This is a genomic window from Nocardia arthritidis (assembly GCF_011801145.1).
GTDB classification, from domain to species: domain Bacteria; phylum Actinomycetota; class Actinomycetes; order Mycobacteriales; family Mycobacteriaceae; genus Nocardia; species Nocardia arthritidis_A.
The window spans coordinates 5,285,107-5,310,418 of the sequence record NZ_CP046172.1; the positions used below are offsets into that span (position 1 = coordinate 5,285,107).

Sequence of the window (25,312 nt, forward strand, 5' to 3'; positions counted from 1 at the left end):
CAATGGCTCTCGGCAAGATCGGCCCGCATCGATATCGCGCTGGTGAGGGTGAACCTTGCCGTTCGCGTATCGGTGGATGCCGAACGGGACTTGGACGGGCGGCGATCGAAATTCCTAACGTCTTCTCGCAGGCCGCGGGATATCGACTGTGGGCCAACACATCCCGCAAGCACGGGAAGGATCCTCCGATGGTCAGGGCAAGGAAGTCTTCGGTCGTCGTCGTGGCGCTGGCCGCACTGGTGTGCACCGTCGTCCGGCCGCAAATACACACGGCGGCAGCGGATGTCGTGCGGTTCCAGCATCCCGGCGTGCTGGTCGGCGATAAGCAGCTGACGTTCGTCCAGGATCGGCTGGCCGCCGGCGCCGAACCGTGGAAGTCGGCCTTCGCCGACCTACAGGCCAGCCGATATGCCGCACTCGATTGGCAGGCCAAGCCGCGCGCCACCGTCGAATGCGGCTCGAGCTCCAAACCGAACAACGGCTGCTCCGACGAACGCGACGATTCGATGGCCGCCTACACCGACGCCCTCGCGTGGGCGCTCACCAAGGACCAGCGGTACGCGGACAAGGCAATTCAGATCATGGACGCCTGGTCGGCGACCATTCGCGAACATACGAACACCAACGCGCCGTTGCAGACCGGATGGTCCGGCAACAACTGGTCCCGCGCGGCGGAGCTCATCCGCTACACCGGTGCGGGCTGGGCCGCGGCCTCGATCGATCGCTTCGCCACCATGCTGCGCGACGTCTACGCGCCGCTGCTGACCCCGGGAAGCCCACGCAAGAACGGCAATTGGGAACTGATCCAGGCCGACGCGCTGCTCGGCATCGCGGTATTCCTCGACGACAACGATCTATTCGGACAGGCAATTACACTGTGGCGCAACCGATTACCCGCATACATCTACCTGACCACCGACGGCCCGCGGCCGGTGCCGCCGCCGAACGCGGGCATCACCGACCCCGACGCGCTGATCAAATACTGGCAGGGCCAGTCGACGTTCGTCGACGGACTGGCCCAGGAGACCTGCCGCGATTTCGGCCACACCGGATGGGGTTTCGAGGCCGCGGCGCAGGCGGCCGAAACCGCGCGGCTGCAGGGCGTGGATCTGTGGTCCGAGGGCCGTGACCGCCTGGTCAAAGCGCTGGAGTTCCACACCGCCTACGACAACGGCGCGGATGTGCCGGACTGGCTGTGCGACGGCAGCGTGAAAACCGGACTCGGCCCGGCGGTGCAGCTCGCCTTCAACGAATACCACTCCCGCGAGGGCATGCCGATGCCGCAGACCGAACGATACGTGGCCGCGCACAGCCCGTTCGAGGTCAACTACTTCATCGGCTGGGAGACGCTGACCGACACCGGCGCACCCTGACGGGTGCGGGCAGACTGGAGTCTGTGCGATTCGTGATGCGACAGCGCGTATTGAGCCTCGGCCAGGACTACTGGGTCACCGACAGCGCGGGGAACCGGGTATTCCTCGTCGACGGGAAGGTGCTGACCTTCCGTCGGCGGTTCCAGCTGCGGGGTCCCGGCGGCGAGATATACGCGGTGGCGCATCGCAGACTCATCGCACTGCGCGACACCATGGTGGTCAGGTCCGGCGGACGGCACGCGGCCACCGTGCGCACGAAGCTGTTCAGTCCGGTCCGCCACAGCTTCACCATCGCCCTCGCCAACGGTGAACGGTGGGTCGCGCGCGGCGATCTCATCGAGAAGAACAACACGCTGGAGGGTCCGCAGGGCGTGGTCGCACACACCTCGCACCGGTGGTTCCGGATCCGCGACAGCTACGGCGTCGAGATCTACCACCCCGACGTCCCACTGGCGCTGGCCCTTGTCGTGTGCATCGACGAAATGGTCGCCGCCGAACGCGCTCGGGAGTAGACCCCTGCCAGGGTGCTGCCCGGTTGTGATGCCACTGGATGTGCTCACGGCCGGGCAGCTGGCCAGGAACCCGATACCGCGAGATCAGCTGCGCCACTAGCGAAACGGCTTGCGGCACAACGTGTTATGCACCATCTCGGTGAGCGTCACGATGTCGAAGACGGGTAGGCCGATGCGACTTCGGATGGCGTGGGCGTACGGGACCAGATCGGTGCATTCGATGACGAGTGCGCCCATATCCGGGTTGTGCGCGGCCAGCTCGGTCACCTCGTCGAGCACTTCGCGGCCGAGGCGTTCGGCATCGAGTTCGGTGCGGCGGCCTTCGAGGACGACCTCACGGAATTCGGGATGCTCCGACATGCCCGCGACGCGGACCGGCACGGATTCACCGCCGATCGCCGCCAGATGACGGTGGGTGAGCGACTCCTTCCTGGCGACGAGCAGACCCACCGTGCGATCCGCGGCCAGCATGCGGTGCACCATCGGCAGCTGGATCAGGCTGGAGCTGAACAGCGGAACACGCACGGCGTCGGCCAGTTGCGCCTGAAAGATGACGAGGAAGCCGCACGCGGCCGTAATCGCCGCGACGCCTTCGGATTCCAGTTTCCGCGCGGCGTCGACGAATGGGCGCAGCAGTGCCGGATCGGCCTCGGTCACCACTCGCCGCGGTGTCGCGCCCCGCACCACCTCGTACACGACCGGAAAGTCGAATGTCGCCGGATTCCGGATATGGCCCGGATTTTTGGTGAACGCGGTGTCGAGGCACAGCACACCGATCGCATCCGTCATATCAACCTCGTTTCGCATGACCGCCGCCGAAGCGGTTCGGCCGCAACGGAATCGGATCGGTGACCGGTTGCGCACCGGATAGCAGCTGCCCGACCAGTTCCCCGCCCGCGGGCGCCAGCCCCATGCCGATATGGCCGTGGCCCGCCGCGACGAGTAGATTGCCGAAATCACCGGCGCGCCCGATCAGCGGCAGGCTGTCCGGCGTGCACGGCCGAAATCCGCTCCAGGTCTCCAGGATTCGGGTTTCCTCCAGTGCGGGCAGATAGTCGCGGACAGTTCGCAGCATCGCCCGCACCCTGCGGTCGGCGGCGGCGCCGTTCATCCCGGTGAGCTCGAGCCGTCCACCGACGCGCAGGCGCTCGCCCAGCGGCACCATCGCAATCCTGCCCTCACTCAACAGCACCGGACGACTGGGCGCGCTCGCCGGGCGCTCCATGGTGACGCTGTAACCCTTCACCGGCTGCAACAGCAGGCCGATACCGGCCATCCGGGCGCAGTCGGCCGACCACGCGCCCGCGGCGACAACCACGTCCGCGGGACGGAATTCGCCCCGATTCGTTCGCAGCAGCCGGACCCGCCGCCACTCGGTCTCGAACCCGGTCACCTCGGTGTGCTCACAGATCTCGACGCCCAAATCCCGTAGCATCCGGCCGAATTCGGTGACGAACTCCGGTACGTGCAGATAGGCGCCCTCCGGGTTGTACAGGGCGCCATGGATGTCGAACCGCGTCTTCGGTTCGAGCTCGCCGAGTTCATCCGGGCCGAGTACGCGCAGCGGTATTCCGTTGTCCACCGCGCGGGGTACCGCCCGGCTCGCCTCGGCGAAACCGCGCGCGGATTTGAACGTCAGCACGATGCCCGGTGAATCCAGTTCGGCGGCAAAGTTTTCCGATGAACACAGGGCGTCGAGCAATTCGAGGCTGCGCCGCTTCATCCCGGCCAGCACCCGGAATCCGGCCGCCGCGGCCTCGGCCGAGCACGCCCGGCGGAAATGCCAGAGCCAGCGTAGTAATTCGGCATCCGCGCGCGGTTCGATATACCAGGGCGCGTCCGGGCGCAGCATGCCGAGCGCGCGCAGCGACCGCATGCCCGGCTCGGCCAACGGCGCGGCGCCGTGGCTGCCGACGAATCCGGTATTCCCGTAGGAGCACGACTGCGGCCCGCCGAGCGCGCCGCGCTCCAGCACGGTCACCGACGCACCGCCGAGGCGCAGATAGTAGGCACAGAACAGACCGGCGACCCCGCCGCCGACGACCACCACATCCGGATCGTCGCGCACGGGAGCCGGGTCTCGGTTCACCACGATTCCGGCCTACACGGTGACGACGAAGAAGTTCGTCGGCAGGTTGACCACCACCCGCTCGTAGATCTGGGCCATCAGCGCGATACCCGGCTCGGCGAAGGTGCCCTCGGGCGGTTCGGCGAAGCGGATGACCGAGCGCCCGGCGTCGAAAAGCTGTGCGCCGTGGCCGAAATCGCCGACGATCGCGGTCCCCGGCTCGACAAGGCGGGTGCGCACGATGAACACCCCGTTCTGCTCGAGATCCTCCATCAGCCGACCGCTTCCCATGGCCAGGTAGTAGTCGACGGGGTTGATGATCAGGCCGTCGGCGGTGCCGCCCATCTGCTCTACCTCGTTGCAGGCGCGCAGGATCGTCGAGGCGAACGGCCCCGGCGCGGTCATCCGTTCGATACCGGGCATATTCAGCAGCCCGCCCTCGCCGCTGATGATGGTGTGATTCTCGGCAGTGCACAGCCGGACGATCAATCGATAGTTGATGAAGTTCTCGAAGGTTTCCGGATCCGTCCACAGCTCGGGCGGCACCCTGACCCACGCCGTGGTGGTGAGCAGTTCCGGGATCGGCGACTTGTGGAATCCGCTGGCCAGCTCGCGCCGCACCTCCGCGCCGGCGATCGGCGCGTCACCCGCGCTCTCGTGCCAGTAGAAGTGGCGTGGATCACGGGACAGGTCAATGGTTTTCAGCATATTGCGGGCCGGGTTGCGCGGTTTGCGCCGCGAGCTCGTGAGCGAATCGGTGATGGTCACGTCGTACTCGACGGCCGCGTCGAGCCCTTGTTCCGCACAGCATTCGGCGAATACCCGGCCCGGCGACCGCTCGTTCTTCCGGTCGGCGACCACCTGCGCCAGAGTCTGCTTGATACCCTCTGTTTTCAACATCTTGCCTCCTGAGAAATCCGGCGCCGCTTGCTATTTCGCCGGCGCGTAGGACGAGCCGAGCACGCTCGCGCCGCCGTCGATCAGTTGCACCGTTCCGGTGATGTACGCGGCCCGTTCACTGGCCAAAAAGGCGGCGAGGGCGGCGATTTCGTCCGGCCGCGCGATCCGCCCCACCGCGGTGTGCGCGTCGAGCGCGGCCAATTCCGCATCGATCGCGCCGTCCGCGGATCGCTGTGCCAGGACCCGTTCCAGCAACGGGGTGCGGGTGGAACTCGGCGCGAGCACGTTGACGGTCACGCCGTCGCGCCCGGCCGCAGCGGCGAGGGATTGGGCGAACCGTGTGATCGCCGCCCTGGTCACGCCGGACAGCGCCAGCCCGCCGATCGGTACCGCCGCCGTTTCCGATGCGACGAAAAGCACACGGCCCCAGCCCTTTTCCCGCAAATAGGGCAGTGCCGCCAGCGCCAGTTCGACGGCGGGCATCAGCACCTCGTCGACCGCCGCCCGGTAGGTCGCCGGGTCGAAGGCCACCGCGCTGCCGGTGGGCGGGGTGCCGCCGCTCACCGCGACGATATGCAGCCCGCCGAATTCGGCGGCCACCTCCTCGACCCAGCGCCGGGCCGCGACGCCATCGGTGATGTCGACGCTCGTGGCATGCACCCGGCCCAACGCCTTCTCCCGCACGACGCGCTCGGCCGCCGCCAGCCGGTCCGGATCGCGCGCGCCGATGGCGACGTGCGCGCCCTCGGCCGCCAACTCCCTGGCGATCGCCAGACCTATACCGCTCGAACCGCCGGCCACCAGCGCGACCTTGTTCGTCAGACCGAGATCCACCGCTAGGCTCTTCCGTTGCGGTCGGTGTAGCCGTATCGCCGCAGCAGTGGCCAGGACAGCGTGGCCACCGTCGTCCGCGCGGATTTCGGCAGCGCGGTCCGCCAGGTATCGTCCGTCGGCCGGATGACGGTGACGCCGGTGTTGAAGCGGTCCGGATTGCCGGTCACCGTGTGGTTCGCGCGCAGTTCGATCGTTCGATCGGTCAGCGGATTCGCCGACGGGTCGGTTTCGCACAGCCGCAACAGGTCGTCCACCGTCCCCGCCGGATCGGCGATGAAATCCTCGTACCGCAGGAACATCGACCGCTCCGGATGGCGGCGGGTGATCGCATGCGAGGCCAGATTGAATCCGCTCCAGTAGCCGGTGCTCTTGGCCGGTGACATGGTGTACACGTATTCCTTTGGCCTGCTCCATGATTGGGCGACGGCACGGGGATCGCGCACCAGATGGACGTAGTACGGGACGATGCCGTCGAGGTATCCGAGCAGCGCCGCCTCGCCCGGGATCTTCGTGGTGTCGACGATCACCCGCGATTCGCTGCGCTCCGCGATGGCCCGATAGACCCGCGTCATCAGGTCGGCATGCGCGCGGATTTCTTCGTTGTGCAGGCCGCGGCCGAGTACCTGCCAGGTGTGCCGGGTCCGGACATTGCCGAGCTGCCGCCGGATCACCACATCGGCATGGGCCTGCATGCTGAACCCGGCGGGCCTGCCGATCGGCAGGATGGTGGACCAGAACGGGCATTCAACCAATTTCCGCCCGCAGCCGCAACTTTCGTTCGCGCCGCGACCCGCCGCGTTCTTCCAGAGGAAATGCAGTTCGCCGACGTGGAAGAAGTCCGGGATCTCGTTGAGGATATTGCCCATGATGGTGCTGCCGTTGCGGCACCACCCGGTAATGCACAGAACCTTGAGTGGTGCGTTCGTCATCTGCCGACTTCCTGTTCGAGCGATTGCCGGATCGTGCGGGCCAGCGCCGTTGCGAGCAGCGCGCAACCCGCGCCGACGACGAAGACCGCCGGATAACCGAATCCGCTCGCGATCGCGCCGGTCACCGGACCCCACACGAACAGGCCCAGATCCCAGAACGAGGTGTAGGCGCCAAGGGCCGCACCCTGTTTCGACTTCTCCGTATTGTTCATGACGATCAGCGCGAGCGACGGATGCAGCAGCGAGAATCCGGCTCCCATGACGACCGCGCCGAGCACCGCCACCGGAAGGTTCGGCGCCCAGGCGATGATCAGCAGTCCGGCGGCCTCGCCGACACCGGACCAGGACGCCACCCGCCGCGGCCCGAGCTGGTCCGGCAGCCGCCCGATGACCAACCGGGTGCCCGCGTACACCGCGCTGAAGATGCTCAAAACAACCGCGCCGGAACCTATTCCGCGCAGCTGTAGTTCGCGGATGACGAAGGCGGCCAACCCGACGTAGCCCGCGGCCGCGAGGCAGAGTGCGACACCGGGCAATACCGCGGGCCGCACCAGCAACCCGCCGCCACCGCCGGACGATTCGGCGCGTGCGGGCACCGGCACCACGCTTACGAGTACTAGACCGACCAAAGGCATTGTGGCACAAAAGCTCCACACCGCATCGATGCCGAAATGCCGCAGCGCGGCCCCGAGCGCGGTGCCCGCCGAGATACCACCCCACATGGCGACGCCGTACAACCCGATCAGCTGGCCGCGGCGTTCGTGCGGTGCGAGCGTGACCGTCCACACGGCGCCCGCGGTGAAAAGCGCCGCCTCGCCGACGCCGACCAGCAGGCGCACCGCGATCAGCCCGATGAATCCCAGCGGCACAAAGTAGAGCAGTCCGCCCGCCGCGATGGCCATGGCGCCGGACCGCATCACGAAGCGATGCCCGTACCGGTCCGCGAGCCCGCCGAAAACCGGCCGGGTGAGCAGCGCGGTGAGCGCGGTCGCCGTCACCGCGAGCCCGACCGCGAGATCGCCCGCGCCGAACTGATCCCTGACATAACCGGGCAGCACCGGAATCGCCGCCGACAGACCGAGATAGCCGCAGAACAATCCGCCGTACACCCCGGCGAGCGCCAGACGCGGGTACGCGCCGGTCCCGGAGGAGACCGTCATCGTTGCCCGGCCCACGAGTTCGCTTCGGCGCCAAGGTCTTCCGGGTCCGGTAGCGCGGCGGCCACCTTGCCGACCGCGGCGACGAGATGATCGCAATCCGCCCGCGACAAGGTGGACGAGAGCGGAATATCAACGGCCCCTTGCAGATAGCGGGTCGTACTCGGCAGGAGTTCCTTGACCGCCGCGGTATCCGTCCCGCCGAACAGGAACCGCCAATTCCAGAACGCCCGGATATTGCGATCGGAATCCGAGCCGAGGTTGCGCGCCTCGATCCCCTCGTGGCACAGCGCTCGCGCGAACCACTCCGCGTGGCCGCCGGGGACCTGGAAGATGAACGCCTCGCCCAGATACGCGCCGGGCGCGACCGGGCGGCGGATCCGGATTCCGTCCAGATCGGCCAGCGCCGAGGCGACGTAGTCGTAGTTCTCCCGGAAGGCGGCGAGGCGGATCGGCAGCCGTCCCAGTTCGGAGCGCAGCAGGGCGGCCCGGATCTCATCCATCCGGAAGCTGTACAGCGGCAGCTCCAGATCGGTCACCAGCGGCGGCTCGCGGTCCGGGAAGTGCCGCCGCAACCGGCCCTCGTACGCGCCGGAAAGCACTGTGGCACGGGCGAAAAGGGTGCTGTCGTCGGTGATCAGGAACCCGCCCTCGCCGCTGTTGAGCGACTTGTCCGACTGGGTGCTGAACGCACCGGCCACACCGAAGGTCCCGAGTTTGCGGCCGTCGAGTTCCGCGCCGAGCGCGGGCACCGCGTCCTCGAAGACCGGCACACCCATCTCCTCGGCGAACCGCGTCAGCGCGGCCATATCCCCGGCGAATCCGCGCATGTGCACCACCACGATCGCCCGCACCGCCGGTGTCCACCGGCGACGCAGATCGGCCACGTCGAGGTGCAGGTTCTCGTCGACGTCGACGAGGAACGGCTTACATCCGGCGAGCATGATGGAGCTCGGCGTCGCGGCGAAAGTGAAACCGGGACAGGCGATCAGGCTGCCCGGCTCGATTCCCGCCGCCATGATCGCCAGCGCGAGGGCGGTGGTGCCGCTCGAGGTGGCCAGCGCGTGGCGGCAGCCGAAATAGCGGCACAGCTCCGCCTCGAACATGCCGCATTCGGTCTCGTCCGGCGGGCGATAGTCGTATCGGAAATAGAGGTGGCTGCGGATCGCACGCAGCGCCGCCGCCTCATCGTCGGGGTGGACGCACACCGCACCCCTGTCGTACGTCGGCCAGGCGGTCAGCCGAACCGGATTTCCGCCGTAGATAGCCAAAGGTGAACCGTGGGCCGACCGTGTGCCGGGAAGAACCGGAGCCGATGCCGAATGGTGACTCTCGTTGTCCGCCATCGTATTCCTTGCCGAAAATGCCGGTCCGGGGACCGGCGGGTAACGCTCGATTCGAGCCACGCTACGCCAACATCCCGCCATCCGTGCCCGGAATGTCCGAACCCATTTTTGGGGGCACGGCGAACGCCTCGGCACACATGGGATGAGTGCCGGGCGGCGGGCCTTCTTGTGGGACAAACGATTCCCGTCTGCTATAACGAATATGGCCGTGCCGCAGGCGATTTACTCGTCTCGCTGCTTGCTGTCCTCGAAAACTGTAATGCGCGAGTCGGTTTCGAGTCCGCGAGCAGTTCGCTCAGCGGACCGGCCCCGGGAAGCGGTTCAGCACCGAAACCACCGCCGGTGATACGCCATCGGGTTGCCCGAACGCTTCGACCGAAACCCGCACGCCGGACGGCCCGAACGCCGATAATGGACTGGCGGGGGTTCGATGAGGATGCGGGGAGTTTCCATGCGCGGCATCGTTATTGCTCGGGTCATCGCGCTCGCCGGTGTGGCGGGTTTGGTCGCGTGCGGCGGCGGCACGACACCCAGGACCACGGCGCCCAGCAGCAGCGTCACCACACCGAACCAGGCGCCGGCTATCGCCGGTGAGCCGTTCGGTCAGGTGGGCGGGGCCGAAGTGCTCCGCTACACATTGACCAACGGTCGCGGCATGCGGGTGCGAATCCTCAACTACGGCGGCATCATTCAGTCGCTGGAGGTACCCGACCGCAACGGCCACACCGACAATGTGGTGCTCGGCTTCCCGACGCTGGCCGACTATGTCGCCAAGAACGGCTCGGGCGGGCCCTACTTCGGTGCGATCGTCGGGCGTTACGGAAACCGGATCGCCAAGGGCGCCTTCACGCTCGACGGCACCGAATACCACTTGCCGATCAACAACAACGGCAACAGCCTGCACGGCGGCACCAGTGGTTTCGATCAGAAGGTCTGGCAGGCGAGTATCCAGCAGGGCGGCGACACCGTCGGCCTGAAATTGCAATACATCAGTCCCGCAGGGGAAATGGGTTATCCGGGCACGCTGACCACGACCGTCACCTACACCCTCGACCAGAACAACCGGCTGAATATCGACTACCAGGCGACCACCGATGCGCCGACCGTGCTCAACCTGACCAATCACACCTATTGGAATCTCGCGGGTGAGGACACCCTCGGCATCTACGCGCATAAACTCATGCTCAACGCCGACAATTACACCCCGACCGACGCCACCCAGATCCCGACGGGACAGATCGCCCCGGTCAAGGGAACGCCGATGGACTTCACCACGCCCACCGAAATCGGCGCGCGAATCACCACAGACGATCCACAGCTGATGATCGGCCAAGGCTACGACCACAATTGGGTGATCAACCGCACCGACGACACCTCACTGGTCAAGGCGGCCGAAGTAGTGGATCCGGCCTCGGGCCGCACCCTCACCGTCCGCACCACCCAACCCGGAATCCAGTTCTACTCGGGCAATTTCCTGGACGGAAAATTCATCGGCACCGGTAATCACGCCTATCGGCAAGGCGCGGGACTGGCACTGGAAACCCAGCACTTCCCCGACTCCCCCAACCACCCCGAATTCCCGACCACGAGACTCGATCCGGGCCGAACCTATCATCAGACAACCGTTTTCGAGCTCGGCAGGGGCTAGCTCAGCAACCCTCTTGATCCGGTCCGTCGCCCGGCATGACCGTAACGGATACCTCGGCCGCGCAGCCAGCGACCTTCAGCTCTGCGGCATGCCGCTCGGACACCTGACGACCCCCGATGATCCGGACGTGATACCCGCCCGGATACGACCGGTGCGGCGTGCTGATCACGGTGACCGAACCGTCGGGGAATCGCCCGTCATTGTCGGCGCGCCGGGTGTCCCACCGGTAGGTGAACTCGTGGCCGGATACGTTGTAGCCCCATTCGATCGGGGTGCCCGAGGTCAGCTTCGGGTAGGGCCGCACCAGCGCGTCGAGATTGGATTCGCGCACATTGCCCGGAGTTCGCGGCAGATGTGCGTCGATCACGATCGCCTGGTCGTCCGGGTTCTTGGCGACGGTCGCCGGATCGCCGCCCAAATACGTCCAGTTGAACCAGCCGACGCGGTCCTGGTCGAACAGATCGAGATTGCGCACCAGCGCGCCTCGATCGCCGGTCGCGCCGAATTCGGTGACCACCGGCGGGATTCCGACCGCGTCGGTGTAGACCGCGGCTTGGTTGATATCCGATTCCCACTGCGGATCGCAGCCCCCGCTTCCGCCGCCCTGCAACGCCTGGACCACGCAATACACATTGAATCCGTATGCGGTGCCCGCCACCGGCGGCGCGCCGAGATCCGCCGCGGTGCCGTAGTTCGTCGTGATCACGCCCGACAGCCAGATCGGGGTATCCGGATCGACCGATCGGATGGCGACGCCGACATCGCGGTCGAATGCGCGTAGCGAATCGATGATCGGCGGCGGGCACGCGTTGGCCAAACAGGGCAGGAAGGCCCCGCCCGCCGGCGGCTGATTGAGCGGACCGTAGCCGATAACTCCCAGTTTGCCCTTGAAATAGGCCGCCACGTGCTGCCACATCTGTATGAATCGCGTCTGGATGCCGACGCCATCGGGTCCGGGCGCATTGCCGAAGAAGTTCTGGGTCGCGTTCCAGAACGCCGGATTGCCCAGGTTCGCGGCCACCAGATCGTGCGAGGTGTCGGGTGCGCCGTCGGTGATCGTCGCCCAGGCCGGTGCGCCCTCCCCGCCGATCACGCTCGACCAAAGGTCTTGGTGGAATTCGATTTCCACGCCTATGCCATACCGATGCAGCGTGGCGACGGTGTCCGCGATATCGGCGAGATACCCGTCGTCGTATTGTCCGGGCCGCGGTTCCACCGCCTCCCAGACAATCGGCATGCGCACCGCGTCGAAGCCCTCGTCGGCCAGCAGTTCGGCATCGGGTTCGCCGAATCCGGTGGCCGACGGCGTATATGGCGGCTTCTTGTTCGCCACGTTCTCGCCGTGGAATACGACGACGCGTCCGGCGGCGTCGGTGAACCATTTCCCGGCGGTGCGGACCGCTCCGGCCACCGCCGGATCCGCGGCGCCGTGCCCGCTCGACAGGAATGTCGCGGCCACGGCGACGACCACACCGAGCACTGTCCTGCGAACCACCCGGGGCTGCGACATTCCGACAAGATACAACGCGCCTTCGCCCGGAATCGATATGCGGCGGTGATCCGATAATTTCGTCGCAGCTCGCGAATTTCCCCCGCTATCCGGTGAAATGAAGTACATCACACCGAAACGGCGTGCCCGAGGATTAACCTCGTTCGGCATGAGCACTCGTCTTCTGCTCGTGCTGACCACAGCGCTGCTGGCCGGTGCGCTGATCGCGCCGCGGGCGAATGCGGATGATTATGTCGAGCGCGTTTACGCCAACGCCGCGGGCGCTCGGCACTACTACCTGCATCTGCCGCCCGGCGATGCCACCGGGAAACCGTTGATGATCTTCCTACCCGGCTGTATCGATCCGGTCGAGGAGAATCGGCCCGCGGTCCTTCCGCTGATTCCGCAGTCCGATCAGATGGGATTCGTGCTCGCGTATCCGCTGCAGGATCAGGCCGCGAATCCGGGCTGGTGCTGGAATCCGTGGAATCCGGACGACAATCGGCGCGACAGCGGCGAGCCATCGATAATCGCCGGAATCACCACCTCGCTGATCGACGAATTCAAGCTCGACAGGTCGCGCGTCTACGTCGGCGGATATTCGGCGGGCGGCGCGATGTCGACGGTCATGGCCGCGGCCTATCCCGACCTGTACGCGGCGGCCGCGCCGTTGGCGGGTACGCCGTACCAGCTGACCGGGGACGGCGGCGCGATCATCGCCCAGATGGGCCCGCGGGCACGGGCGGTGCCGACATTCTTCATGCAGAGCCTGTTCGACGAGGCGAGCATCTATCCGGTGGGCCGGATCAACCTGTCCCAGTGGCTGCAGGCCGACAATATGATCGATCCGGGATCCGTTACGCCCCAACCGACTTCGACAGAATTCAGCGGCCCGCCGCAGGGTGTGCCCATTCCCGCCGTCGTCGAGCGCTACCGGAGTCCGGCCGGGTGCGAACTGGCCCAGTTCTGGACGCTCACACTGTCCGAACATCAGCTCGGCGCGCTGCTGGTGCAGCAGCCGTGGGGCGACCAGTTCCGTCGGGACATGATGACCTTCCTGCTCTCGCATTCGATGACGCAACCGCACCATCCGTGCGGCTGACCGGACCGGTCAGCGGGCCGCGCGGCGTCTGCGCTTGGTGGCGCGCCGGAACAGCCAGCTCGACAGTCCGGTGACGGCCAGCGCCAGCGGCGTCAGGCCGAACGCCAACCAAATGAGCCGCCACCAACCGTTCACCAGCCAGCCGAAGTGTGCGGGCTCGAAAACTTTGGCGTAGAACGTATTTGCCAGCGGCCGGTCGCGACCGGCATCGACCACCTTCAGATCGGCGGCGTCGGTGGCATTGATGTAGACCAGGACATCGCCGCTGTAGAACGCGCGGTGTTCGTAAGGCGAGTACGCGCCCGCGATCGCCGCGCGGTAGTACGGTGTGGCTTCGGTGGGCAGCATCAGATACGCCAGCCGTCCCGGGGCCGCGCGCAGCGCGATCTCACCGGCGTCGGTGATCGACACCGGAGCGCCGCGATCGGTCGCGCGTGGTGTGAAAACATCTTGCGGCCGTTCGAGATTCGTATCGCCACCGGTCGCGCCGAGCCAGGCCCGTTCGACGGCGGGCCATTCGATCGCGGTCCCGGTGATGCCCCACATCAGCAGGAACGGCACGCTGATGATTCCGATCACATCGTGCAGATCGCGGTCGCGGGCGAATCGGCCCTTGCGCAACCGGACCCGGAATCCGTGCCGCAGACGCCGGATCGATGGCCACCAGATGATGGCGCCGGATACCGCCAGCAGCACCAACAGCAGCCCCATGATGCCGAGAATCACTGCGGCCCAGGTGATACCGATCAGCGGCGGCTGGTCGTTCATGATGGGCAGCGCACCGGAGTAGCGCGGACAACCGAATGCGCAGTCGTGCAGGTTGATCAGCCAGCCGAGCACACCGTCGGTCAGCCGCACCCGGCCGTTGAGCAGGCCGGTGCCGGGATCCACCGCGTAGACGGCGGTGAAATCGCTGTTGCCAACCACGATTACGCCGCCGTCCGACCCCGCCCAGCCGATATCGAAACCGGGATCCTCGGCCCGCACCAGCGCGACCGCCCGTTCGGTGTCGATCACCGGCGGCCCATCGGTGTGCCGGTAGAACGACGCGTGCCCCGCCCGGAACAGCTCCGCGTGATAGAGCAGGATCGCGCCGGACGTCGACTGGACGACCAGCACGATCCCGAGGATCAACGCGGACCAGCGATGCAGCGCTATAAGACCGCGCCGCAACGGCTTACGTGCACGCCGCGGCGACCGGACCGGCCCGCGGCCACCTGCTCGCACCTCCTCTAGAGTCATAAGGGTAGGCTAAGCTAAATGATACCCGCCTGTATATCGGCCCCGGTTTCAGCCCGCCACGAGGGCACGAGGCACCAGTGCGGCGACGACCGGTGCGAGCGTCTCGGCATAGGTGACGGTGAGGTGGTTGTCGTCGCGGTAGATCAGGTCCTTGGCGGCGATCAGCGGGCAGCGATCGGCGGTGCAGAACAATGCGGTGAGATCGGCGTAGCGCCCGCCACCCGCCTCGGTCGCCGCCACCTCGTCCGCGATACCCGCGTCGTTCACGGCCACCGATCGGGTCGGCGCACAGGCGAGTGCGTCATCGAGGTGACCGGACAGGCAGGTCGGCACGGTGGTGTGCGGATCGGGAATCGGACCGAGCACCACAACGGCCGCACCGGTCGCGCGCAACCGCGCCACCAGCCGCCGGAGGCTGTCGAGCCAGGCCGGATCGTAAGCGGTGAACCCGAAATCCGCGCCGTAGCGCCGCGACATGCTCATGACGATCAGCCGTGGACGTTCGGTGCGCAACCGATCCATGACGAGCGTGCGCCACTGCTCGCATTCGGTGTATTCGCGACCGAGGTACGGGCTGTCGATGGGTAATTCGAGCAGCGGGCAGGTGACCTTGCTCATCGTCTCCAGGCGCCAATTTCGCTGCGCGGCAATCTTTTCGAATGCCGGACTCCACATGGCCGCGTGCGAGTCGCCGACCAGGGCCACCGTGGTGGCCGATCCGGCGTCGCCCGCGACGCATTCGGGCTGACCGAGATCACGCCAGGAACGCACGCATCCGTTGTCGAATACCCTCGCCCGGTCCCCCGGCGCATCCGCCAGCGCCGGGGTGAGATTCGAAGGGACGGCCCGAGTTTCGGCCGAGGCGACGATCGCGGCCTGCACCTGCGCGATCAGCCGTGCGGCCGGATCGGCGGTGGGCGACGGTCCGACCGTCGGCGACGATTCGCCCGAGGGCGTGGGTTCGGCCGTGACAGTGAGCGCCTCCGCCGCTGCGCCACGGCCGACCGGGGCGGGTACCAGGACGAGCAGCGCTGTGCTCACCGCACCCGCGGCGACCGTCACCGCGGCGCCGCAGGCGAGACTGTGCGCCGCCGAACGCCGCAGCGGCGCCGCGAAACGAATCGGGTTCTCGATCAGCCGCAGCGTCAGGACCGCCAGCGCACCCGACAGTCCGACCGCGCCAACGGAATCCATCGGACCGAGCGGATGGCCGAGCGCCGCGGGCGCGAGAGTCAGCACCGGCCAGTGCCACAGATACCAGGAGTAGGACAACCGCCCGAGCGCCCGCATCGGCGGCAGCGCGAGCATTCGGCCGACGCCGAAATATGGTGCGCCACAACCACCGACGATGACGAGCGCGGTTCCGGCGACGGGTAGCAGCGCGGCGGTGCCCGGATACGGCGTCGCACTGCCCAGGTGTACGCAACCGAAGACGATCGAGCCGAGTCCGAGCCAACCGGCGACGGTGCTCAGCGGCGCGGGCAATCGGCGCCAGACCGGTACCGATAGCGCGATCAGCCCACCCGCCGCCAGCTCCCAGGCCCGTGCGGGCAGGGCGAAGAAGGCCCAGGGCGGCGACGTACGCGTCCAACTCAGCGAGATCGACCAGGATGCCGCCGAAATCAGCACGAGCACCGCGAAATACGGCAACGCCGTCCGCCGCGCATGCCGCCCGCCTCCGCGCCTGAGCAACCAGGCGATGCCGAGAATGACCGCGGGCCAAAGCAAATAGAACTGCTCCTCCACGCCCAGCGACCAGTAGTGCTGGAACGGCGACGGCGGCGCATCGGCATTCAGATAGTCGGTGCCGCGCACGGCCAGCCGATAGTTGCCCGCGTAGAGCGCGCTCGCGATACCGTCGCCGAGCACGGCACGGGCCCGCAACGGCGGCAACAGCGCCGCGGCCGTAATTCCCGTGACCACCAGGACAATTCCCGCGACGGGCAGCAGCCGCCGCGCCCGAGCACCGTAGAACCGCGCCAAATCAACCCGGCCGGTATCCCGCACTTCCCGCCACAGCATGCCGGTGATCAGGAATCCGGAAATCACGAAAAAGGTATCCACACCGACGAATCCGCCGCCGATTCCGGGCAGCCCCGCGTGGAACAGCACGACCGCGAGCACCGCGACCGCCCGCAACCCCTCGATATCGGACCGGAAGACCCGCTCCGGCCGAGCACCGGCCGCCCGTGACTCGGCCCGCCGAATTCCCGGCCCCCGATCCACGGCTGCCACCATGGCAAGCATGGTGTCGGCCGATTCGGTGGTACCGCAACAACTTCAAGCCTGTCTAACAGCGATTGCGGACGCCCTTACGAGCGGAGTCGTTCAGGCGGCTCCGGCGATCACCTGGACGGCCCGCGGGCCACCGTCGGCCGGACCGCGCGTACCGTCGGCGATCAAGATCGCGAAAAGGGTTGGAGTGGAATTGAACAGGGACAGGGCACTGATCGCGGCGGCGCTGGGCGTGATCCTGATGACGGGATCGGCGTTGCCCGCGCACGCGGATACGGGCGCGACGGTCACGATCGACTTCAACGCGGCGGGCATGCCGACACCGGCGACCTCGATCGGAACCTCGATTACCGGCTACGGCCAGGGCGATTACATCACCAACAGCCAGAACCACCGCGCCAGGATGGCCGCGCTCGCGCCGCGAACGCTGCGGATGGAGCTGGCCTACGCGACGCCCGGCGATCCGGCCAGCCATCTGCAATGCGGCGGCGACCACTGCGCGACCGACCAATCCGCCGACGACTGGGTGTCCGCCATGGTCGGATTGGGCGCCGCCCCGACCATCGTCCTGCCCTTGGACGGCAGGCATGCCGCGCAGCTCGACGTCACCGACGCGGTGAACATCTACAAGCATTTCGCCGCGACCGCCACCCCGGTGACGCGGTTCATCGTCGGCAATGAGCTGGACAACAGTTACAACCCGAAGCATATGGCCGCCACCGAATACAGCTCGCGGTTCAATCAGATCAACGACGCGCTCAAGGCGATCAACTCCAATATCACCATCGGTGGTCCGGCCTTGGCCTCCTACAACACCGGATACCTGGACACCTTCCTGGCCAACTCCGGCCAGCGCGCCGACTTCATCGATATCCACGATTACGGACAGGGCGGCGACACCAACTACTCCGACGCGGATCTGCTCGGCAAGGTCGTGCGCGGCTACGGCACGACCCTGGCCGATATGCGCGCCAGGATCGACGCCGCGGTGCCCGGCCGCGCGATCGGCATGCAGATCGGCGAATTCAACCTGTCCTGGTCGGGCGACCCACGCACGCTCACCCATTTCAACACCGTCTGGGGCGCGGCCGTGCTCGGCACCATCCTCGGAAAGGGCGCTGTCGCACTGCAATACGGTGACAAGAACGGGCAGCTCGGCCTCACCAGCGAGAACGGCGAAGGAGGATTCGCACGGAATCAGCCGCTGCCGATCTACCACGGGATCGGCATGTTCACCGGCGAGGGGCTGTTCCGCTCGTTCGGCGCGAGCATGATCCCCACCAAATCCGATACGGCGACCCTTTACGCATTCGCATCGACCAATCAGCGAAATATCGTGCTGGTCAACACCGCGACGACCACCCAACCGACCACCGTCAACTATCAGGGTCTGTCGGCGGGCAGCGCCGTCGAATGGCAGAGCACCGACACGAACGCCAACGCACCCCAGAACATCGGCACCATCACCATCGACGGCACCGGCCCGATATCCCTCACCCTGCCCCCGATGTCGGTGACCACCATCCTCATCGGCTGATCCGGAGTACTCAACGAAAGCGCCGCGCGATCGCCGTCGCGATCGCGTCCGGTGCGTGTTCCTGGATGAAATGCCGAGCGTTCGGCAGCTCGACTATGTCGAGATCGGTGAAGGCGGAGCGCATTCGGGGGATGCAGTCGTTCGGACGGAACACCATGTCACGCATCCCCCACACCAAAAGGGTCGGCTTATCGCCGAGTTGGGCGGGCACGTCGCGGGCGAGTTGGTCCAGCAGCGGGCGGGCGGCGCGAATCTCCTTGGGCATCACGGCAAGTCCGCGCCGGGCGGCCGCAGTTGGCTGCACGGCGCGATAGTGGTCGGCCTCGGCCGGGGTGAGCGTGTGCCCCAGCTCCCCGAGCAACACGCGCTCGATGAGGAAATTCCGCTCGAGGATCCGCCGCTGCATCGGACGACTGCTCATGACCATGCTGAAGGCCCGATTCGCGAGCGCTTCGATCGGCCAGAATACGGTGTTGCCCAACACGATTCCGCGCACACGGTCCGCGCGCTCGGTGACCGCGCCGAGACCGATCGGCCCGCCCCAATCGTGTCCCATCAGTACGAAGCCGTCCAGCCGCAGATGATCGATCAGCTCGCCGAGGACCGCGGTGTGTTCGGCGACGGTGTAACCGAAACCCGCAGGGCGCTCGGACAATCCGAAACCCAGGTAGTCGACGGCGACACACCGATACCGGTCGCGCAGCCGCCGCACGATATGGCGGTAGAGGAAACTCCACGCCGGAGCGCCGTGACAGAACAGGATCGTCGGCCCGGTCCCCTCGTCGATGTAGTGCACCCGGCCGACGGACGAGTCGAACCACCGCGACTCGAACGGATACAGGTCCCCGTCGGGAACGAAATCAATCAGCATTGGTCCCTCCTTCGGGCGCTATACTACATATGTAGTACGCGCCGGGCGTAATGGTCCCGTATCGAATCGGGCGAATGCGGCGAAGCGCCCGTAGGATCCGCGGGGTGAGGAGAGCGATCGTTGCTGTCGTGATGCTGTTGTCGGGTGCTGTCGCGGGGTGTGCGTCCCCGCAGACGAACCCGGCCGGGCACAACCCGGCCGGGCACCCTGCGTATCCGACATTCCTGTCGGCACCGGACCGGGACACGGTCGCCCTGCGCGATACCTTCCGCCCGCTGGATCCGTGCGGTTACGTCGACGACGCGGTGATACAACGGATCGGGACACCGGCATACTTCGGTGCCACGGATTTTTTCGGCGACTGTGCTGTAGTCTTCCGTACCCCTGACAGTCCCAACCGTAGCTGGATCAACGCCGGGCCCGAATTCCCCCTGCTGCCGCCGACGCCTCAGCCCGACATCGGTCGAATCTTTTCTACGGCCTACCAATCCGAAAAAGACAGCTGCCAGGCGAGCGTGACCCTCGACGAAAAGCTGCGTTTCGACGTGGACGTCAGGCATCTGCCCGATGCGTGCACGGTGGCGCGGGATCTCGCCCAAGCGGCTCGACCACCGGGCCGAGCGTCCGCTGCGAGCGACATCGCAACGCGCATACATGAACTCGCGACTCGCCACCCTCGACCCCTGCGCCGTGCTCGGCAAACTCGGGCAGGGACACCGCCCTTCGCTGATGACGCAAGACAACGACCACCCCGCGCGGACCGGAGACGTCTACTTCAGGGCGCAATGGAATGCCGATCCGTGGGTATGTGCCTTCCAGTTGGACGATGGCAACCCCTCGACGTTCCAGAACATCCAGTACAAGTTCGTCAACGACGAATACAAGTACGCCGTCAGCCACGTCGTGCAAGAGGGGCACCCGCGATGGGAAGGAAGTCGAGATCGGCGGACTGCGGGCCATCGAGAACGCCAAGGACGGCGACGCTTCTTCCTCCCTCGATGGCGTGTCTTACGGTTACTGCTCGATCGAAGTCACGGTCCCGCCGCAGCCGCCCGTGCCCGGTCTCGACCGCGACAACCCCGGGAAATTCGAGAAAATCCGGATCACGGCCAACAGCGGTTGCACCGCTGCTCGGGCCACTGCCGAAGAACTCCTGCGGCTCTACCATCAGCTCCCAGGCTGACCTGCGCAGTTGATCCGCATCCGCGAGCGGACGCCCGATATGAGTCCGCGAGACGGTCGGATCACCGAGGAACCGACCGGGCGCTACCGTTCGGAATACGGTAGCGCCCGGCCGATTTCGGCGACGGCCGCGATCAGATCACCGGCGTGAAATCGCGGCTGGCGAAATAGGTGGGGCGGGGAGCGTCCGCCGCGTACGGCGCGTCGAGGGTGTTCTCGACGCTGTTGAACACGATGAACAGGTTGGAACGCGGGAACGGCGTGATGTTGTTCGCCGAACCGTGCATGATGTTCGAGTCGAACAGCAGTGCCGCACCGGCCTTTCCGGTGAACTGCGCGATGCCGTGCCGGTGCGCGAGCTCGGTGATGTCGGCGGGCGCGGGCACACCGATCTGCTGCTCGCGCAGCGACTCCTGGTAGTGCTTCGCCGGTGTGCGGCCCTGACACGGCACGAACGTACGATGCGATCCCGGGATCAGCATGAGGCTGCCGTTGTAGGGAACGTTGTCGCACAACGCGATCGAAAGGCTCACCGCGCGCGGTGACGGCATTCCGTCCTCGGCGTGCCAGGTCTCGAAATCGGAGTGCCAGTAGAATCCGGCGCCGCGGAATCCCGGCATATAGTTCACCCGGCTCTGATGGATGTACACCTCCGAGCCCAGCACCTGCCTGGCCAGCCCGGCGATCCGCGACTCCCGCACCAGATCCGCGATCAGCGGGCTGATCCGGTGTACCTCGAAGATCGAGCGCACCTCGTCCGAAGTCTTCTCGGTGATCACCCGCTCATCTCCGCGCAGCGCGGGATCGCTTGCCAGTCGGTCGATTTCGGCGGAGACCCGATCCACTTCGCCGATGGTCAGCAGACCGTCGATGATCGCGAAGCCGTTATCGCGGAAGCCGGCCAGCTCCGGGGTTTCCACGGCGCCCCACACCGTAGGGTCGGGCCGCTCGACGGCGACGGCCCGGTCCGCGGTGCGCGTCGGATACCGATCGACGGCCGACTCCGCGAAACGATTGTCACTCATGGTCATTCGGCAGCACTCCCATTTCCGACGGCGACCAGCGGATAGACGCCGTCCTCGTCATGAACCTCCTGCCCGGTGACCGGCGGGTTGAATACGCACATCATCCGCATGCCGACGCGGACCTCCAGCCGGTGCCGCTCGTGTCCGTCCAGCAGATACATCGAGCCGGGCCGCAGCTCGTAGCGGACGTCGTTGTCGAGATCGGTCAGCGTCCCTTCGCCTTCCACCAGCCAGACCGCCTCGATGTGGTTGCGGTAGTGGAATTCGTGTACGGTGCCCGCCTCGATGGTCGTCTCGTGGAAGGAGAAGCCGACCCCGTCGCCGCCGAGCACGATTCGCTTACTGCGCCAACCGGTTCCGGCCACATCGCGCTCGGTTCCGGTGATTTCCTCGGTGCTGCGCACGATCATGTCAGCGCCCCGCTCCGATGGTGGTGGTCACGGCCGCGCTGAGGATATCGAGGCCCTCGGTGAGCTCCGCGTCGGTGATCGTCAGCGGCGGAAGCAGTTTCACCACTTCGTCGCAGGGACCCGACGTCTCCAGCAGCAGGCCGTTCTCGAATGCCCACTGGCACACCTTGCCCGCGACCGATGCGTCGTCGAAGGCCAGGCCGTGTACCAAACCCCTTCCGCGCGTGGTGATTCCGTCGGACAAATCGGCCAGACCACGCAATGCTTCGCCGACGATCGCACCCTTGCGCAACGTGTCCTGCTCCAGCCGGTCATCCGCCCAGTACTGGTCGAGGGCCGCCTGAGCGGTGACGAAGGCCGGGTTGTTGCCGCGGAAGGTGCCATTGTGCTCACCGGGCGCCCACTGGTCGAGTTCCGGCCGCATCAGCACCAGCGCGAGCGGTAAACCGTAGCCGCCGATCGACTTCGACAGCGTCACGATATCCGGTGTGATGCCCGCGGTCTCGAAGGAGAAGAACGGCCCGGTGCGACCGCAGCCCATCTGCACGTCGTCGACGATGAGCAGAATGCCTCGGGCCGAGCATAGTTGGGCGAGATGGCGCAGCCACTCCGGACGGGCCAGGTTCACCCCGCCCTCACCCTGCACGCATTCGACGATGACCGCCGCCGGGGTGTCGATGCCCGAGGACGCGTCGTCGAGGGCGCGCTCGATCCACGCCAGATCGATATCGCCGGTGTCGAAATATCCGTCGTAGGGCATCGGCGTCGCGTGCACCAGCGGCACCCCGGCGCCCGCCCGCTTGGCGGCATTGCCGGTCACCGCGAGCGAGCCGAGCGTCATCCCGTGAAATGCGTTGGTGAAGTGGACGATTCCGGTGCGTCCGGTCACCTTGCGGGCCAGTTTCAGCGCCGCCTCCACCGCATTCGTTCCGGTGGGTCCGGGGAACTGCACCTTGTAGTCGAGCCCGCGCGGCGCGAGCACCACTTCGTAGAGCGTGCGCAGGAAGTCGCGCTTGGCCACGGTGGACATATCGAGTCCGTGGGTAATGCCGTCGCGCGCAATGTATTCGAGCAGAGCCGCCTTCAGTCGCGGGTTGTTGTGCCCGTAGTTGAGCGCGCCCGCGCCGGCGAAGAAGTCGAGGTAGTCGCGGCCGTCCTCGTCGCGCAACCGCGCGCCACGGGCGGTGTCGAAGACGGTCGGCCAGGCGCGGCAGTAGCCTCGGACGTTCGATTCCAGCAGTTCGAATATCGTCACTTCAGCAGTTGTCATCGGTGTATCTCCTGTCGGTTCAACGGCGCGATCCGGTACAGCTCTTCGGCGGCATGCCGGTCGGGGAAATCGGCGGCTTCGAACAGCGGGCGCTGGGTCAGTTGCGCACCGTGGCGGCGGGCCAGCGACGTGAACATCGCGATGGACGCCCGATTGTCCGGCGAGATGGTGGTCTCGAGCTTCGAAACACCCTGGCGCACAAGGCTGCCGACCAGATGGTCGAGCATGGCCGCGCCCGCGCCGCGCCCGCGGCAGCGGTGCTCCACCGCGACCTGCCAGACGAAAAGGGTGTCCCGCGCCGCGGGCCGCAGGTAGCCGCTGACGAAACCGACTACCTCGCCGGCCATTTCCGCGACGACGGATGTGGTGCGAAAGTCGCGACACCACAGCACATATGCGTAGCTCGAGTTCAGGTCGAGCACCCGGGAATCCCGTGCGATCCGCCACATCGCCGCACCGTCCGCGGCGACCGGATGCCGGACGACCGGCCTCGTGTCGATGGAATGCGAAGGCGCGGTAGTGGAAATCGGCGCGCTCCGCGAGGATTGCTGCGTTTGCGTGCTTGATTCGTTGTGCATGACGAATCCAGGCTTGCCGACGAACTTTGAGATCATCGGGGCGAGAACATTACAGTCGTGTGACATCCGGGTCACGAGCTGCGAAATCATGTGTTCTCGGACACGAAAGGTTTGAACCATCCGGCGAATGGCTAAGGAACTCAGGGAAATTCGGGTCGATCAGTCCGGCGGGTCGAGCCGATAGCCCAGACCGCGCACCGTCACCACGATGCGCGGCTCCGACGGATCCCGCTCGATCTTCTTGCGCAACCGCCGGACATGGACGTCGACGATCCGCTCGTCGCCGAAATACTCGCCACCCCAGACACTTTCGAGCAGGGCCGGGCGGCTCACCACCCGCCCCGCATTCCCGGCCAGCTCGCACAGCAGCCGGTACTCGGTCAGCGTCAACTGCAGATCCTTCGTGCCGCGGCGTACCGTGCCGCGGTCCTGCGCCAGCTCGAGCGGCGCCGCCGGGTGCGCGTCGAGCACCAGACGCTCCCGGTCCGCCTCGCGCGGCATCGCCCGCTCGGCGCGGCGCCGCAGCGCCCGCACCCGCGCGGTGACCTCCTTGACCTCGAACGGCTCGGAGACGAAATCATCGGCGCCCGCCTCCAGCGCGGCGACGACGTCGTGTGTGTCGTCCCGGTCGGTCACCACCATGATCGGCACGTCGTGATCGCGCCGGATCTCCCGGATGCAGCTGAATCCATCCATATCCCCCAGCACCAGATCGACGAGCACCACGTCCGGCGCGCCGTTGGCCCGCAGCTGGTCGAGCGCGTCCGCCCCCGCCGCTGCCGCCGCGATCCGGTATCCCTCCCCCGCCATCGCATCCCGCAATTCGGCACGGGCCCGCCCGCCGTCCTCGACGAACAACACCCTCGCGAGCATGCCTCGACCCCAATCCCTGCCCGCACCGCGGCACGCACGGACAGCGCAACAATCAAGCCAACACCGCTCTTCGGGTTACCACCCCGGCAATCCCGCCAAACACCGGCGACCGGGCGATATCGGCCACATCGGGGCAAACGACGCGCGCGAGCGATCGGCGTGTCGCATGACACCGAGCCAACCGGATCAATCGGACCTACCATCAGCTATCAGACAGCTACAGAATCTCGCTTCACCAAGATCACCGGTGGCGGTCGGTATTCCATACGGGCCAGCACAACGCCGGGGGCGCAGGCAAACATCTCGTTCGGCTCACCCCGACAGAGGAGGCGGCACCTTGAACGTCCTCGGCGGCGCGATTATGGTCAACGTCCCCGATCCGGACGCATCGGCGGCCTTCATGATCGATCTCCTCGGCTTCACCGAGACGATCACCGACGACGGCCTGGCCGTGATCTTCAGCGCCGAGGCGGATCTGCACATCGCCTACCTGCGTGTCGGCATGCAGGACTTCAAGCCCGAATCCGTGGCCGGCCCGCTGACCAGGGGCATGATCATTGTGATGGTCGTCACCGGCGTCGACGCCGAATACGACCGGCTGCGGGCGGCGGGCGCGGAAATCGTGACGCCGCTCGACTATTCGGAGTGGGCCGAGAATTCCGGCGAACGCTACTTCCAGATGCGAGATCCGAACGGGATCATCGTCCGCCTCACCGAATGGGTTTGAACTC

General features: G+C 66.6%; 22 protein-coding genes. 6 read left to right on the forward strand and 16 right to left on the reverse strand.

Annotation, left to right across the window (positions count from 1 at the left end):
- Positions 1 to 188 precede the first annotated feature (188 nt).
- Complete coding sequence (locus F5544_RS23795; protein ID WP_167475247.1) at positions 189 to 1,373, forward strand: alginate lyase family protein; 1,185 nt, start codon at positions 189 to 191, stop codon at positions 1,371 to 1,373.
- 23 nt (positions 1,374 to 1,396) lie between these two features.
- Positions 1,397 to 1,885: an LURP-one-related/scramblase family protein gene (locus F5544_RS23800; RefSeq protein ID WP_167475248.1), complete on the forward strand. Its 489-nt coding sequence runs from the start codon at positions 1,397 to 1,399 to the stop codon at positions 1,883 to 1,885.
- Between the two features lie 96 nt (positions 1,886 to 1,981).
- On the opposite strand, the gene F5544_RS23805 is transcribed toward F5544_RS23800, so the two are convergent.
- From F5544_RS23805 to F5544_RS23835, 7 genes are read right to left on the reverse strand one after another with little or no spacing between them, the layout of a single operon-like run.
- On the reverse strand, positions 1,982 to 2,674 hold the full coding sequence (locus F5544_RS23805) for an aspartate/glutamate racemase family protein (protein WP_167475249.1): 693 nt from the start codon (positions 2,672 to 2,674) through the stop codon (positions 1,982 to 1,984).
- 1 nt (position 2,675) lies between these two features.
- On the reverse strand, positions 2,676 to 3,977 hold the full coding sequence (locus F5544_RS23810) for an NAD(P)/FAD-dependent oxidoreductase (protein ID WP_238846612.1): 1,302 nt from the start codon (positions 3,975 to 3,977) through the stop codon (positions 2,676 to 2,678).
- A gap of 9 nt (positions 3,978 to 3,986) precedes the next feature.
- On the reverse strand, positions 3,987 to 4,853 hold the full coding sequence (locus F5544_RS23815; protein WP_167475250.1) for a family 3 encapsulin nanocompartment shell protein: 867 nt from the start codon (positions 4,851 to 4,853) through the stop codon (positions 3,987 to 3,989).
- Between the two features lie 30 nt (positions 4,854 to 4,883).
- A complete protein-coding gene (locus F5544_RS23820; RefSeq protein WP_167475251.1) occupies positions 4,884 to 5,687 on the reverse strand; it encodes an SDR family NAD(P)-dependent oxidoreductase in 804 nt (267 codons plus the stop codon).
- Positions 5,688 to 5,689: 2 nt separating this feature from the next.
- Positions 5,690 to 6,616 carry a sulfotransferase gene (locus F5544_RS23825; protein WP_167475252.1) on the reverse strand — a complete coding sequence of 309 codons (927 nt, stop codon included), beginning with the start codon at positions 6,614 to 6,616 and terminating at the stop codon, positions 5,690 to 5,692.
- The gene (locus F5544_RS23830; RefSeq protein ID WP_167475253.1) at positions 6,613 to 7,776 is read right to left on the reverse strand and encodes an MFS transporter; all 1,164 of its coding nucleotides are present in this window, start codon (positions 7,774 to 7,776) and stop codon (positions 6,613 to 6,615) included. The genes F5544_RS23825 and F5544_RS23830 overlap by 4 nt, the downstream gene beginning before the upstream one ends.
- On the reverse strand, positions 7,773 to 9,044 hold the full coding sequence (locus F5544_RS23835) for a DegT/DnrJ/EryC1/StrS family aminotransferase (protein ID WP_238846613.1): 1,272 nt from the start codon (positions 9,042 to 9,044) through the stop codon (positions 7,773 to 7,775). Before F5544_RS23835 ends, F5544_RS23830 begins: the two co-directional genes overlap by 4 nt.
- Before the next feature lie 526 nt (positions 9,045 to 9,570).
- Between F5544_RS23835 and F5544_RS23840 the strand changes: the two genes are divergently transcribed.
- On the forward strand, positions 9,571 to 10,767 hold the full coding sequence (locus tag F5544_RS23840) for an aldose epimerase family protein (RefSeq protein WP_167475255.1): 1,197 nt from the start codon (positions 9,571 to 9,573) through the stop codon (positions 10,765 to 10,767).
- Between the two features lies 1 nt (position 10,768).
- Here the strand turns inward: F5544_RS23840 and F5544_RS23845 are convergent, their stop codons facing one another.
- Entirely contained in the window at positions 10,769 to 12,277 is a 1,509-nt protein-coding gene (locus F5544_RS23845) for a cellulase family glycosylhydrolase (RefSeq protein ID WP_167475256.1), read from the reverse strand.
- Between the two features lie 148 nt (positions 12,278 to 12,425).
- Here F5544_RS23845 and F5544_RS23850 point away from each other — a divergent pair, with 148 nt between their 5' ends.
- Positions 12,426 to 13,358 (forward strand): alpha/beta hydrolase family esterase, encoded by a 933-nt coding sequence (locus F5544_RS23850; protein WP_167475257.1) that lies wholly within the window; start codon positions 12,426 to 12,428, stop codon positions 13,356 to 13,358.
- 9 nt (positions 13,359 to 13,367) lie between these two features.
- Here F5544_RS23850 and F5544_RS23855 read toward each other — a convergent pair whose 3' ends face one another.
- Together F5544_RS23855 and F5544_RS23860 are read right to left on the reverse strand one after the other, a co-directional pair.
- Positions 13,368 to 14,600 (reverse strand): PepSY-associated TM helix domain-containing protein, encoded by a 1,233-nt coding sequence (locus F5544_RS23855; RefSeq protein WP_167475258.1) that lies wholly within the window; start codon positions 14,598 to 14,600, stop codon positions 13,368 to 13,370.
- Between the two features lie 48 nt (positions 14,601 to 14,648).
- The gene (locus F5544_RS23860) at positions 14,649 to 16,838 is read right to left on the reverse strand and encodes an acyltransferase family protein (RefSeq protein WP_428847067.1); all 2,190 of its coding nucleotides are present in this window, start codon (positions 16,836 to 16,838) and stop codon (positions 14,649 to 14,651) included.
- Between the two features lie 190 nt (positions 16,839 to 17,028).
- Here F5544_RS23860 and F5544_RS23865 point away from each other — a divergent pair, with 190 nt between their 5' ends.
- Entirely contained in the window at positions 17,029 to 18,372 is a 1,344-nt protein-coding gene (locus F5544_RS23865) for a hypothetical protein (RefSeq protein ID WP_167475260.1), read from the forward strand.
- A 10-nt stretch (positions 18,373 to 18,382) separates the two neighbouring features.
- Here F5544_RS23865 and F5544_RS23870 read toward each other — a convergent pair whose 3' ends face one another.
- From F5544_RS23870 to F5544_RS23895, 6 genes are all read right to left on the reverse strand, one after another.
- Positions 18,383 to 19,243: a haloalkane dehalogenase gene (locus F5544_RS23870; protein WP_167475261.1), complete on the reverse strand. Its 861-nt coding sequence runs from the start codon at positions 19,241 to 19,243 to the stop codon at positions 18,383 to 18,385.
- 1,316 nt (positions 19,244 to 20,559) lie between these two features.
- A complete protein-coding gene (gene thpD, locus F5544_RS23875; RefSeq protein ID WP_428847068.1) occupies positions 20,560 to 21,450 on the reverse strand; it encodes an ectoine hydroxylase in 891 nt (296 codons plus the stop codon).
- Positions 21,451 to 21,452: 2 nt separating this feature from the next.
- Complete coding sequence (locus F5544_RS23880) at positions 21,453 to 21,860, reverse strand: ectoine synthase (protein ID WP_167475263.1); 408 nt, start codon at positions 21,858 to 21,860, stop codon at positions 21,453 to 21,455.
- A 1-nt stretch (position 21,861) separates the two neighbouring features.
- Positions 21,862 to 23,130: a diaminobutyrate--2-oxoglutarate transaminase gene (gene ectB / locus F5544_RS23885; RefSeq protein ID WP_167475264.1), complete on the reverse strand. Its 1,269-nt coding sequence runs from the start codon at positions 23,128 to 23,130 to the stop codon at positions 21,862 to 21,864.
- Entirely contained in the window at positions 23,127 to 23,579 is a 453-nt protein-coding gene (gene ectA, locus F5544_RS23890; protein WP_238846614.1) for a diaminobutyrate acetyltransferase, read from the reverse strand. The genes ectB and ectA overlap by 4 nt, the downstream gene beginning before the upstream one ends.
- 288 nt (positions 23,580 to 23,867) lie before the next feature.
- Positions 23,868 to 24,581 carry a response regulator transcription factor gene (locus F5544_RS23895; protein WP_167475265.1) on the reverse strand — a complete coding sequence of 238 codons (714 nt, stop codon included), beginning with the start codon at positions 24,579 to 24,581 and terminating at the stop codon, positions 23,868 to 23,870.
- Positions 24,582 to 24,918: 337 nt separating this feature from the next.
- On the opposite strand from F5544_RS23895, the gene F5544_RS23900 reads away from it, so the two are divergent.
- The gene (locus F5544_RS23900; protein WP_238846615.1) at positions 24,919 to 25,308 is read left to right on the forward strand and encodes a VOC family protein; all 390 of its coding nucleotides are present in this window, start codon (positions 24,919 to 24,921) and stop codon (positions 25,306 to 25,308) included.
- Positions 25,309 to 25,312 lie beyond the last annotated feature (4 nt).

Excerpts from the sequence above, each read along its gene's own strand:
- ectB (WP_167475264.1), bottom strand. The coding sequence starts at position 23,130 with ATGACAACTGCTGAAGTGACGATATTCGAACTGCTGGAATCGAACGTC.
- F5544_RS23795 (WP_167475247.1), top strand. The coding sequence starts at position 189 with ATGGTCAGGGCAAGGAAGTCTTCGGTCGTCGTCGTGGCGCTGGCCGCA.
- thpD (WP_428847068.1), bottom strand. The coding sequence starts at position 21,450 with ATGAGTGACAATCGTTTCGCGGAGTCGGCCGTCGATCGGTATCCGACG.
- F5544_RS23895 (WP_167475265.1), bottom strand. The coding sequence starts at position 24,581 with ATGCTCGCGAGGGTGTTGTTCGTCGAGGACGGCGGGCGGGCCCGTGCC.
- F5544_RS23830 (WP_167475253.1), bottom strand. The coding sequence starts at position 7,776 with ATGACGGTCTCCTCCGGGACCGGCGCGTACCCGCGTCTGGCGCTCGCC.
- F5544_RS23815 (WP_167475250.1), bottom strand. The coding sequence starts at position 4,853 with ATGTTGAAAACAGAGGGTATCAAGCAGACTCTGGCGCAGGTGGTCGCC.
- F5544_RS23825 (WP_167475252.1), bottom strand. The coding sequence starts at position 6,616 with ATGACGAACGCACCACTCAAGGTTCTGTGCATTACCGGGTGGTGCCGC.
- F5544_RS23880 (WP_167475263.1), bottom strand. The coding sequence starts at position 21,860 with ATGATCGTGCGCAGCACCGAGGAAATCACCGGAACCGAGCGCGATGTG.
- F5544_RS23845 (WP_167475256.1), bottom strand. The coding sequence starts at position 12,277 with ATGTCGCAGCCCCGGGTGGTTCGCAGGACAGTGCTCGGTGTGGTCGTC.
- F5544_RS23855 (WP_167475258.1), bottom strand. The coding sequence starts at position 14,600 with ATGACTCTAGAGGAGGTGCGAGCAGGTGGCCGCGGGCCGGTCCGGTCG.
- F5544_RS23850 (WP_167475257.1), top strand. The coding sequence starts at position 12,426 with ATGAGCACTCGTCTTCTGCTCGTGCTGACCACAGCGCTGCTGGCCGGT.
- ectA (WP_238846614.1), bottom strand. The coding sequence starts at position 23,579 with ATGTGGCGGATCGCACGGGATTCCCGGGTGCTCGACCTGAACTCGAGC.
- F5544_RS23805 (WP_167475249.1), bottom strand. The coding sequence starts at position 2,674 with ATGACGGATGCGATCGGTGTGCTGTGCCTCGACACCGCGTTCACCAAA.
- F5544_RS23860 (WP_428847067.1), bottom strand. The coding sequence starts at position 16,838 with ATGGTGGCAGCCGTGGATCGGGGGCCGGGAATTCGGCGGGCCGAGTCA.
- F5544_RS23870 (WP_167475261.1), bottom strand. The coding sequence starts at position 19,243 with ATGCTGATTGATTTCGTTCCCGACGGGGACCTGTATCCGTTCGAGTCG.
- F5544_RS23840 (WP_167475255.1), top strand. The coding sequence starts at position 9,571 with ATGCGCGGCATCGTTATTGCTCGGGTCATCGCGCTCGCCGGTGTGGCG.